9 protein-coding genes are annotated in these 11,146 nt (G+C 66.5%); all 9 read left to right on the plus strand.

Annotation, left to right across the window (positions count from 1 at the left end; all coding sequences use genetic code 11):
* The first annotated feature begins 343 nt into the window (after positions 1-343).
* Positions 344-1,366, plus strand: coding sequence for a PstS family phosphate ABC transporter substrate-binding protein (locus IEW15_RS19290; protein ID WP_229708332.1), 1,023 nt, complete (start codon positions 344-346; stop codon positions 1,364-1,366).
* A 187-nt stretch (positions 1,367-1,553) separates the two neighbouring features.
* Positions 1,554-2,936 (plus strand): phosphate ABC transporter permease subunit PstC, encoded by a 1,383-nt coding sequence (pstC, locus tag IEW15_RS19295; RefSeq protein ID WP_188580964.1) that lies wholly within the window; start codon positions 1,554-1,556, stop codon positions 2,934-2,936.
* A 19-nt stretch (positions 2,937-2,955) separates the two neighbouring features.
* Entirely contained in the window at positions 2,956-4,281 is a 1,326-nt protein-coding gene (gene pstA, locus IEW15_RS19300; protein WP_188580966.1) for a phosphate ABC transporter permease PstA, read from the plus strand.
* 91 nt (positions 4,282-4,372) lie between these two features.
* Positions 4,373-5,158, plus strand: coding sequence for a phosphate ABC transporter ATP-binding protein PstB (pstB, locus tag IEW15_RS19305; protein ID WP_188580968.1), 786 nt, complete (start codon positions 4,373-4,375; stop codon positions 5,156-5,158).
* A 29-nt stretch (positions 5,159-5,187) separates the two neighbouring features.
* Positions 5,188-5,913: a phosphate signaling complex protein PhoU gene (gene phoU / locus IEW15_RS19310; protein ID WP_188580970.1), complete on the plus strand. Its 726-nt coding sequence runs from the start codon at positions 5,188-5,190 to the stop codon at positions 5,911-5,913.
* 154 nt (positions 5,914-6,067) lie between these two features.
* Positions 6,068-6,766, plus strand: a complete 699-nt coding sequence (phoB, locus tag IEW15_RS19315) for a phosphate regulon transcriptional regulator PhoB (protein WP_188580972.1) — start codon at positions 6,068-6,070, stop codon at positions 6,764-6,766.
* Positions 6,767-6,914: 148 nt separating this feature from the next.
* Entirely contained in the window at positions 6,915-8,885 is a 1,971-nt protein-coding gene (locus tag IEW15_RS19320) for a PhoX family protein (protein ID WP_188580974.1), read from the plus strand.
* A 263-nt stretch (positions 8,886-9,148) separates the two neighbouring features.
* The gene (locus tag IEW15_RS19325) at positions 9,149-10,303 is read left to right on the plus strand and encodes a LacI family DNA-binding transcriptional regulator (protein ID WP_188580976.1); all 1,155 of its coding nucleotides are present in this window, start codon (positions 9,149-9,151) and stop codon (positions 10,301-10,303) included.
* A 3-nt stretch (positions 10,304-10,306) separates the two neighbouring features.
* Positions 10,307-11,146, plus strand: an 840-nt coding sequence (locus IEW15_RS19330; protein ID WP_188580978.1) for an ABC transporter substrate-binding protein, incomplete at its 3' end; no start/stop codon positions are given.

Here is an 11,146-nt window from a genome sequence, read left to right on the forward strand (position 1 = left end):
CCGCCGCGATTTTATGTAAGGAGACCAAGTGCTTCCGTGACGGGATGCTGGTTTTCTAGACAACCGTTGGGGCATGGTCCGCATGGACGGAAACCCCCGCCTGTCCTGGATTAAGCCAATGAAACAGCTTGATTTAGCGGGAGGCTGCCATGCATTGCAGCCATGGCCGCTCGTCACAATTCTGTCATCGAACTGTGATATTCCCGTCTCTGAGCAGGATTAGACCATGGGGTGCGCAGGCCGAGGTGGAAAGACATCCGCCGCCGCCGCGTTCGAGATCGGTACCGGTCGGCGCACGGCCACCGGACAGCACACAAGTTTACATCCAACAGGAGTTGGAACCGTGTTCAAGAAAGCCGCGCTTCTGTCGGCGGTTGCGATCATTGCGATCAGCACCCCGGCCCTCGCCCGCGACCAGATCCGCATCGTCGGCTCGTCGACCGTCTATCCGTTTGCGACCGCGGTCGCCGAGGAATTCGGCAAGACCTCGGGCTTCCCGACCCCGGTCATCGAGAGCACCGGTTCGGGCGGCGGCCTGAAGCTGTTCTGCGCCGGCGTCGGCACCCAGTTCCCCGACATCACCAATTCCTCGCGCCGGATCAAGAAGTCCGAGGTCGAGGAATGCGCCAAGAACGGCGCCACCGAGGTCACCGAGGTGAAGATCGGCTTCGACGGCATCGTGCTGGCCAACAACATCAACGGCCCGACGATGGACATCAGCCGCGCCGAGATCTGGCAGGCGCTGGCCAAGCAGGTTCCGGTCGACGGCAAGCTGGTCGACAATCCGTACAAGAACTGGAACGAGATCGATCCGTCGCTGCCGAACGAGGCGATCGAGGTTCTGGGCCCCCCTCCGACCTCGGGCACCCGTGACGCCTTCGTCGAACTGGTCATGGAGCATGGCTGCGAAGAGTTCGACGCCGTGAAGGCCATCGAAGACAAGAAGATGCGCGGCGCGGTCTGCAAGTCGATGCGTGAAGACGGCGCCTTCATCGAAGCTGGCGAGAACGACAACCTGATCGTGCAGAAGCTGGTCTCGACCCCGACCGCCTTCGGCATCTTCGGCTACAGCTTCCTGGAAGAGAACGGCGACAAGGTGAAGGCCGCCACCGTCGAAGGCGTGGCGCCGGAATATGACGCCATCTCCAGCGGCGAATACCCGGTCTCGCGCTCGATGTACTTCTACGTCAAGAACGCCCATGTCGGCACCGTGCCGGGCATCAAGGAATATGTCACCGAGTTCACCTCGGAAGACGCCTTCAGCCCGGTTGGCTATCTGGCCCAGCGCGGCCTGATCGCCCTGCCGGATGCGGCGCGCGCCGAGGTCGCCAAGACCGCGCAGTCGCTGACCCCGATGAAGATGTGACCGACGGCATATCCATGGGCGGTCATCATCCCATGATCCCCGTGAATGCCTGACGTGACAACAGCGGCGGCTTCGCCCGGCACCGGTTTGTGCCCCGTGAAGCCGCCGTTATCCTGACCGGGCCGGGGCGGCGGAACGACGACATGACCCCCGTATCGGTCCGATGCCTGAAGGGCAGAGGCGGCGCATGACGGTAAGCTCATTCGTGCTGATCGTGCTGATCCTGAGCGCGATCGCATTTTTCCTGGGACGCAGACGGTCGATGTCGCTTGCCGGCGGCAAGATGTCGACGCTGCATTCGCGTCCGGGATATTACGGCTGGTATGTCGCGCTGTGGTGCGGCCTGCCCGCGATCCTGATGGCGCTGGCCTGGATCGTGCTGCGCACGCCACTGATCAACGGCGCCGTGTCGGATGTCATTCCGCCCGACGTGGTCGCTGCCGGCAGCGGCCCGGTCAATCTGTTCATGGCCGATGCCTACAACCTCGCCACCGGCAACATCGTCTCGCGGGAACCGACCCCGGCGGTGCAGGAAGCGGCCTCGATCATCCTTGGCCTGACCCGCACGGTGAACCTGGCCTTCGCCGGTATCGGTATGGCGCTGGCGCTGGCCGGCCTCACCTTCGCCTATCGGCGGATCACCCCCGACTTCCGCTCCCGCAACCGGGTCGAGCGGATCCTGCGCATCCTGCTGATCATCGCCTCGACATTGTCGATCTTCACCACCATCGGCATCGTGCTGTCGGTGCTGTTCGAATCGATCCGCTTCTTCCAGCGCATCCCGATCTTCGACTTCCTGTTCGGCCTGCACTGGAGCCCGCAGATCGCGATCCGCGCCGATCAGGTGGCGGCGGAAGGCTCGTTCGGTATCATCCCGCTGTTCGCGGGCACCCTGTTGATCACCTTCATCGCCCTGCTGGTCGCCATCCCGATCGGCCTGCTGGCCGCCATCTACATGTCGGAATATGCCGGCCGCCGCACCCGCGCGGTCGCCAAGCCGCTGCTTGAGATCCTGGCCGGCATCCCCACCGTGGTCTATGGCTTCTTCGCCGCCCTGACCGTGGCGCCGCTGGTGCGCGGCTTCGGCGAGAGCCTGGGCATCGATGCCGCGTCGGAATCGGCGCTGGCCGCCGGTCTGGTGATGGGCATCATGATCATCCCCTTCGTGTCCTCGCTGACCGACGACGTGATCAATGCCGTGCCCCAGACCATGCGCGACGGCTCGCTGGGCCTTGGCGCCACGACGTCGGAGACCATCAAGCTGGTCATCCTGCCCGCGGCGCTGCCGGGCATCGCCGCCGCCTGCCTGCTCGCCTTCTCCCGCGCGATCGGCGAGACGATGATCGTGGTGATGGCCGCCGGTCTTGCCGCCAACCTGACCGCCAACCCGTTCGAGGCGGTGACCACGGTGACCGTGCAGATCGTGACCCTTCTGGTCGGCGATCAGGAATTCGACAGCGCCAAGACACTGGCCGCCTTCGCCCTGGGCCTGGTGCTGTTCGTGATGACGCTGGCGCTGAACGTGGTCGCCCTGCACATCGTCCGCAAATACCGCCAGGCATATGATTGAGCGACGGGAGCCACAGGTCATGACCGACAGCACCATGGACCAGACCAACGCCCCCGCCATCCGCCGGGAAAGCCCCCATGCCGGGGCGGCCGCCGCCGCCCGCCTGAAGGCCCGTCGCCGCTCGGAACGCCGCTTCAAGGCCTATGGCCTCGGCGCCGTCCTTCTGGCCATCACCATGCTGGTCGTGCTGCTCAGTACCCTGGCCGGCCAGGGTCTGGGCGCCTTCACCCAGACCCAGGTCGCGGTCGAGGTCAATCTCGACCCCGCTTTGCTCGACCCTGAGGGAAATCGCGACCTGCGGGTCATCGGCGATGCCAACTACACCGGCCTGATGACCAACATCGTCCGCGACAATTTCGGCGCCACCCAGCGCCGCGATATCCTGAAGTCGCTGGGCGTCTTCAGCCGCGATGCCCGGTTCGAGCTGCGCGACTTCGTGCTTGAGAACCCCGAGCTGATCGGCACCACCCAGACCATCTGGCTGACGGCCTCAGGTGATATCGACATGCTGGACAAGGGCTGGATCGATCGTGACCTGCCCGAAGACCAGCGCCGGGTCGATGACCGTGTGCTGGGCTGGTATGACGCGCTGGACGCCAAGGATGCCGTCGACCGTGCCTTCAATGTCCGCTTCTTCACCGGCGCCGACAGCCGGTCGCCGGAGCTGGCTGGCATCTGGGGCGCCACGGTCGGATCGGCGCTGACGCTGTTCATCTGCTTCATCCTGTCCTTCCCGATCGGCGTCACCACCGCCATCTATCTGGAAGAATTCGCACCCAAGAACCGCTGGACCGATCTGATCGAGGTCAACATCAACAACCTCGCGGCGGTCCCCTCGATCGTGTTCGGTCTGCTGGGTCTGGCGGTGTTCATCGGCTTCTTCGGCATGCCACGATCGGCGCCGGTGGTCGGCGGCTTCACCCTGGCGCTGATGACCCTGCCGACCATCATCATCGCCACCCGCGCCGCCCTGAAGGCGGTGCCGCCGTCGATCCGCCAGGCCGCCCAGGGGCTGGGCGCCAGCCCGGTGCAGGTGGTGTTCCACCATGTGCTGCCGCTGGCCATGCCCGGCGTGCTGACCGGCACCATCCTTGGCATGGCCCAGGCGCTGGGTGAAACCGCCCCGCTGCTGATGATCGGCATGGTCGCCTTCATCGCCGACACGCCCGGGGGCTTCTCGTCGCCCGCGACCGTGCTGCCGGTGCAGATCTTCTTGTGGGCCGACAGCCCGGAACGCGCCTTTGTCGAAAAGACCGCGGCCGCCATTCTGGTGCTGTTGAGCTTCCTGATCCTGATGAACGCGATCGCGATCGTGCTGCGCCGGCGGTTCGAGCGCCGCTGGTGAGCCCCGCTCTCTGATCCAAGCCCCTTGATCCCGCGCGCCCGACAGCAAGATCCGGGCCGCGGGCCGGACCCTTCAGCGGAGACTCCGCCCGATGAACAGCAGCTCCATCCCCTCGGGCGCCGTGCCCAAGATGACCGCGCGCAAGCTCAACCTGTTCTATGGTGAGAAGCAGGCGCTGTTCGATGTCGACCTCGACATCTTCGCCAACAGCGTCACTGCGCTGATCGGCCCGTCGGGCTGCGGCAAGTCGACCTTCCTGCGCTGCCTGAACCGCATGAACGACACCATCGCCGGCGTCAGGATCGACGGCAAGGTGAAGCTTGAGACCACCGACATCTATGACCGCTCGGTCGATGTGGTGCAGTTGCGCGCGCGGGTCGGCATGGTGTTCCAGAAGCCGAACCCCTTCCCGAAGACGATCTACGAGAATGTGGCCTACGGGCCCCGCATCCATGGCCTGGCCGACAGCCGCGCCGAGCTTGACGATATCGTCGAACGGTCGCTGAAGCGCGCCGGTCTGTTCGAGGAAGTGAAGAACCGTCTTCAGGAAGGCGGCACCGGCCTGTCGGGCGGCCAGCAGCAGCGGCTGTGCATCGCCCGCGCCATCGCGGTCGATCCGGAAGTGATCCTGATGGACGAGCCCTGCTCGGCGCTGGACCCGATCGCCACCGCGCGCATCGAGGAACTGATCGACGAACTGCGCGAGAACTACACCATTGCGATCGTCACCCATTCGATGCAGCAGGCCGCCCGCGTGTCGCAGCGCACCGCCTTCTTCCATCTGGGCCAGCTGGTCGAATATGGCGATACCGAGCAGGTGTTCACCAACCCGCGTGAAACCCGCACCCAGGATTACATCACCGGCCGGTTCGGCTGACCGGAAGCCTTGAGGGGGAGACGACACCCATGCCCATCACCGGCCAGCACATCGTGAAATCCTTCGACGAGGAAATCGCGCGTCTCGGCAATGACATCGTCCGCATGGGCGGACAGGTCGAGACCCAGATCGATCTGGCGATGCGCGCCATCGCCAGCCGCGACAGCGAGCTTGCAAGCGAGGTCGTCGCCGGCGACAGCAAGGTCGACGGCCTGGAAGACATGATCGAGGAACAGGTGGTGCGCCTGTTCGCCCTGCGCTCTCCCGTCGCCAACGATCTGCGGCTGGCCTTCGCCGCGATGCGGATCGCGGCCGAGCTGGAGCGGATGGGCGATCTGGCCAAGAATGCCGCCAAGCGCGCGATCATTCTGAACCAGGCGGCACCGGTGCGCCCGGTGCATGTGCTGCCGCGTATGGCAGCCGTGGTGCAGCGGATGCTGAAGGACGTGCTCGACGCCTTCGTCGAGCGCGATGCCGACCGTGCCCGCGCGGTTTGGCGCAATGATGCCGAGGTCGACGAGCTGCATAACAGCCTGTTCCGCGAGCTTCTGACCTACATGATGGAAGACCCGCGCCACATCACCGCCTGCACCCATATGCTGTTCATCGCCAAGAACATCGAGCGCATGGGCGACCACACCACCAACATCGCCGAACAGGTGATCTTCGTGGTCGAGGGCAGCAAGCCCGACACCCTGCGCCCCAAGACCGAGACCGTGATCAACCGGTCGGGCGACGCCGCCGTCGACGACTGACCCGCCGGCGGAACCGGCCTTCCGAGGCCGGTTCCGCGCGCGCCCTTCTCTCCAGACCCGGCACTGCCCCGCCTCCCCTCTTGAAAACATCCGACCCGGCAGGCCGCGACCCTGATGCCGCCGCCGCGTAACGCCCATGGAGGACACCCGAGCGATGCGTCCGAAGATCATGGTCGTCGAAGACGAAACCGCGATCGTCACCATTCTGCGCTATAATCTCGAACGCGCAGGCTTCGCCGTCGAGGAAGCGAATGATGGCGAGGAGGCGCTGTGGCGCATCCGCGAGGTGAAGCCCGACGTCCTGCTGCTGGACTGGATGCTGCCCAAGCTCTCGGGGCTGGAACTCTGCCGCCAGTTGCGCCGCGACCCTGAGACCCGCAATCTGCCGATCATCATGCTGACCGCGCGGGGCGAGGAAACCGACCGCGTGCGCGGACTCGACAGCGGCGCCGATGATTACGTGCCCAAGCCGTTCTCGCCGCAGGAGGTGATCGCCCGCATCCGCGCCGTGCTGCGCCGGATCCGGCCGGCCTTTTCGGAAGAGGTTCTGGCCTATGCCGATCTGCAGATGGATCTGGCGGCCCACAAAGTGACCCGCTCGGCCGAGCCGGTGCATCTGGGCCCGACCGAGTTCCGCCTGCTGCGCTTCCTGATGGAACATCCCGGCCGGGTGTTTTCCCGCGAGCAACTGCTGGATGGCGTCTGGGGCCAGGATATCTATGTCGAGCCGCGCACGGTCGATGTTCATATCCGCCGCTTGCGCAAGGCATTGAACGGCGAGAACCTGCCCGACCTGATCCGCACTGTCCGCTCGGCCGGCTATGCGCTGGATGTGCAGGGCACTGCGGCCTGACCCGCTGCCCGTGCGGCCCTGGCCGGTATCACGCCGGATCTTTCATTCCGGTGTCACCAGCCTGTCACGACCTCCGGTTAATTTCACCGCAACACGGCCGTCGGCGCACGCGACCGGCGGCCATTTGCGTGAATGAGGATGTCGGATCATGACCGAGATGGCTCCGCGGGGCGACCGGCCGCTGCGTTACGATGAAGACGATGCCAACCCCACCAACAAGACCCTGGCCGGCCCGTCGATCGGCGAGATCATCGATCGTCGTTTCAGCCGCCGCACGGCGCTGAAGGGCCTGTTCGGTGGCACTGCCGCGGTCGTTGCCGGTGGCGCGCTGACCGCGGGGCTGCTCGGCACCACCGGTCTCGCCGGTGCGGCGCATGCGGCCGATGCCGCCGCCACCACGCTGGGCTTCACCGAGGTGCCGGTGGGCTATACCACCGCCGACGCGGTGGCGCCGGGCTATTCGGCCGACGTGCTGATCCGCTGGGGCGACAAGGTGCTGGCCGATGCGCCGGCCTTCGATCCCGCCGCCCAGACCGCCGACGGGCAGCGCCGCCAGTTCGGCTATAACAACGACTTCATCGGCTATCTGCCGCTGCCGGCCGGGTCGGACGCATCCGATCATGGCCTGCTGGTCGTGAACCATGAATACACCAGCGCCGACATGATGTTCGCGGGCGTGACGGCCGACACCCAGCTCAACGAGGCGCAGGTCGCGGTCGAGATCGCGGCCCATGGCCAGTCGGTGATCGAGGTGAAGCGCAGCAACGGCAAATGGGCCGTGGTCGAGGGCAGCCGCTATGCGCGCCGCATCGACACCGGCACCACGCCGATGGTGCTGACCGGCCCCGCCGCCGGCCATGACCGGCTGAAGACCCGGGACGACGCGACCGGCACCCAGGTGATCGGCACCATCAACAACTGCGCCGGCGGCGTCACGCCCTGGGGCACGGTTCTGGTGGCGGAAGAGAATTTCCACGGCTATTTCGCCGGCACCCCGACCGGCGCCGAGGCAGCCAACCACAAGCGCTATGGCATCACCGACGAGCCCTGGTATCAGTGGCACCGTTTCGATGCCCGCTTCAATATCGACGCCAACCCCACCGAGCCGAACCGCTTCGGCTGGATCGTCGAGATCGACCCCTATGACCCGGCCTCGATGCCGAAGAAGCGCACCGCCCTGGGCCGCATGAAGCACGAAGCCGCCAATGTCCATGTCGGCGATGACGGCACGGTCGTGGTCTATATGGGCGATGACGAGCGGTTCGAGTATCTCTACCGCTTCATCGCCTCGGCGAAACTCGACCGCGCCAACCCCGCCACCGCCCGCGACATCCTGGATGACGGCCGGCTGTCGGTCGCGAAATTCTCCGACGACGGTGCGCTGGAATGGCTGCCGCTCGATTGGGGCCAGGGCCCGCTGACGCCGGCCAACGGCTTCAATTCTGCCGCCGACGTGCTGATCGAAACCCGCCGCGCCGCCGACCTGCTGGGCGCCACCCGCATGGACCGGCCCGAAGACGTCGAGCCGAACCCGGTGACGGGCAAGGTCTATGTCATGCTGACCAATAACAACAAGCGCACCGCCGACCAGCTCGACGCCGCCAATCCGCGCGCCAAGAATGAGACCGGTCAGGTGATCGAGCTGACCGCCCCCGATGGCGACCACACCGCCAGCCGCTTCACCTGGGACATGTTCCTGATGGCCGGCAAGCCCGAAGACGGCGCGGTCTATGGCGCCGGCACCACTGAGGCCGGCCAGCTCTATTGCCCCGACAACTGCGCCTTCGACAACAAGGGCCGGTTGTGGATCACCACCGACCAGGGCTCGGCCGCCGGCAAGCGCCAGATCGCCGACGGCGTCTATGCCACCGATACCACCGGCGCCGGCCGCGCGGTGCCGCGGCATTTCTATCGCGTGCCGACCGGCGCCGAGATGTGCGGCCCCTGCTTCACCCCCGACAACACCACCCTGTTCGTGGCGGTGCAGCATCCGGGCGAGGACAAGGGGTCGAGCTTCGACACCCCCTCGACCCGCTGGCCCGATTTCAAGGACGGTGTGCCGCCGCGCCCCTCGGTCGTGGCGATCACCAAGGCCGATGGCGGTGTGATCGGCGGCTGACCGGCTGTCTGAGCAGCGTTTCGACATCGTGACGGAATGCCCCCGCATGGCATGCGGGGGCATTCCTTTTGCTGCGCCTCCATCCTGCACACGCTGCGCCGCAGCAAGATCTGCATCATGCCGACGTCTTTGAAACGTCATCATGTAAACGTTTACCCACGGCCATTTCCGCCGCATTCTGTGCCCCACCCGCCCACCACGGGTCACCCGGACCACACACTGCCCGGGCCGCCGCGTCCCCCGCCGCAGACGGAGTCACCCCGATGCCCGCCACCATTCGTGATGTCGCCAACCGCGCCGGCGTGTCGGTCGCGACCGTGTCGCGGCTGCTGAACGGCACCGGCCGGGTGGGGCCTGATGCGGCGGCACGGGTGCAGGCCGCCGTCGCCGAGCTGGGCTTCCGGCCCAACGGCATGGGTCGCAGCCTGAAATCGCGGCGCAGCCGGCTGATCGGGGTGATGATCCCGTCACTGGGAAATCCGGTCTTCGCCGATGCCGTCGCCGGTATCGAGGCCGAGGCCCGCGCCGCCGGCTTCACCCTGCTGTTCGGCGTGTCGAATTACGATGCCGCCGAGGAACAGCGCGCGGTCGAGGCGCTGCTGGCCTATCGGGTCGATGGCATGATCCTGACGGTGGCCGCCCCCGCAACCAGCCCGGCCCTGGACAGCCTGGATCAGGCCGGGCTGCCCCATGTGCTGATCTACAACCAGCCGGCCCCGACCCGCGCCGTGCCGACGGTGACGGTCGACAATGTCGCCGCCGGCCGGGCGGTGGCGCTGCATATGGTGGCGCTGGGCCATCGGCGGCTGGGGATGATCACCGGTGCGCTGGGCGGATCGGACCGGGCAGCCGCGCGCCTGGCCGGCTTCCTCGACGGCGCCCGCGCCTCGGGGCTTCCCCGGCCTTGTGTGCATGAGGTGGATTTCGAGGCGCCCGACCCGGATGCGGCGCTCAAAGCCTTCGCCAGCGGCCCCGACGGCCTGCCGACGGCGCTGTTCTGTTCCAATGACTGGCTGGCGATCGCCACCATCGGCGCGCTGACCCGGCAGGGCCTGTCGGTGCCGGGCGATGTCAGTGTCTTCGGCTTCGACGGCATCGCGCTGGGCGCCCATCTGAACCCGCCACTGGCCACCGTGGTTCAGCCGTCACGGGCGATGGGGGGCATCGCCGCCCGCCATCTGATCGCGCTGATGACGGCCGATGGCGACCGGCCTGCCCCCGGCAGTGCCCCGCCCGGCAGTGCTCCGGGCCATCACCTGCTGCCCTTCACCCTCAGGCCCGCCGGCTCCGCCGGTCCGGTCTGTTTCACCCGACCCACGCCATCCATGGCACCGGTCGAGACGACGGGGAACGCCGCCAAGCAAGCCCCCGCCGCCTCACCGGTCGCCGACCTGGACCTGTCGACAAGGACAAGCTGACCCATGATCGGAACCGCTCTGAAATCGATGACCGTCGCGGCCGGGCTGATCCTAGCCGCCGCCGCGACCCCGGCGCAAGATGCCGCCGCCGCCGATGCCATCTGCTATAACTGCCCGCCGGAATGGGCCGACTGGGCCAGCCAGCTTCAGGCGATCAAGGCTGAACTGGGCCTGGATGTGCCCCATGACAACAAGAATTCCGGCCAGACCGTGGCGCAGCTGACCGCCGAGCGCGCCAATCCGGTCGCCGATGTCGCCTATTACGGCGTGTCCTTCGGCATCCAGGCCGCCGAACAGGGGCTGGTGGAACCCTACCGCCCGGCCGGTTTCGACGACATCGCCGAGGGTCTGAAGGATCCCGATGGCCGCTGGTTCACCATCCATTCCGGCACCATCGGCCTGTTCGTGAATGTCGAGGCCCTGGGCGGCGCGCCGGTGCCGCAGCGTTGGGAAGACCTGCTCGACCCGGCCTATAAGGGCATGGTCGGCTATCTCGACCCGACCAGCGCCTTTGTCGGCTATGCCGGCGCGGTTGCCATCAACCGCGCCATGGGCGGCGATTTCACCAACTGGCAGCCGGGCATCGACTTCTTCGCCAAGCTTTCCAAGAACGACCCGATCGTGCCCAAGCAGACCTCGTATGCGCGGGTGCTGTCGGGCGAGATCCCGATCATGATCGATTACGACTTCAACGCCTATCGCGCCAAATACAAGGACAAGGGCGACATCGCCTTCGTCATTCCGGCCGAGGGCTCGCTGGTGGGGATGTCCCGCCCGATGTTGAAAAGGGCTCGGCGGACGTCGCTGGTTGATGAGGCTATGCAGCCTCGCAGACGGGGTCAA

This window comes from Tistrella bauzanensis (assembly GCF_014636235.1).
In the GTDB taxonomy this organism is placed as follows: Bacteria; Pseudomonadota; Alphaproteobacteria; order Tistrellales; family Tistrellaceae; genus Tistrella; species Tistrella bauzanensis.

What these genes read in the sequence shown, in the direction of transcription:
- phoB (WP_188580972.1), top strand. Translation starts at nt 6,068, where the DNA reads ATGCGTCCGAAGATCATGGTCGTCGAAGACGAAACCGCGATCGTCACC.
- IEW15_RS19320 (WP_188580974.1), top strand. Translation starts at nt 6,915, where the DNA reads ATGACCGAGATGGCTCCGCGGGGCGACCGGCCGCTGCGTTACGATGAA.
- pstB (WP_188580968.1), top strand. Translation starts at nt 4,373, where the DNA reads ATGAACAGCAGCTCCATCCCCTCGGGCGCCGTGCCCAAGATGACCGCG.
- pstA (WP_188580966.1), top strand. Translation starts at nt 2,956, where the DNA reads ATGACCGACAGCACCATGGACCAGACCAACGCCCCCGCCATCCGCCGG.
- pstC (WP_188580964.1), top strand. Translation starts at nt 1,554, where the DNA reads ATGACGGTAAGCTCATTCGTGCTGATCGTGCTGATCCTGAGCGCGATC.
- IEW15_RS19325 (WP_188580976.1), top strand. Translation starts at nt 9,149, where the DNA reads ATGCCCGCCACCATTCGTGATGTCGCCAACCGCGCCGGCGTGTCGGTC.
- phoU (WP_188580970.1), top strand. Translation starts at nt 5,188, where the DNA reads ATGCCCATCACCGGCCAGCACATCGTGAAATCCTTCGACGAGGAAATC.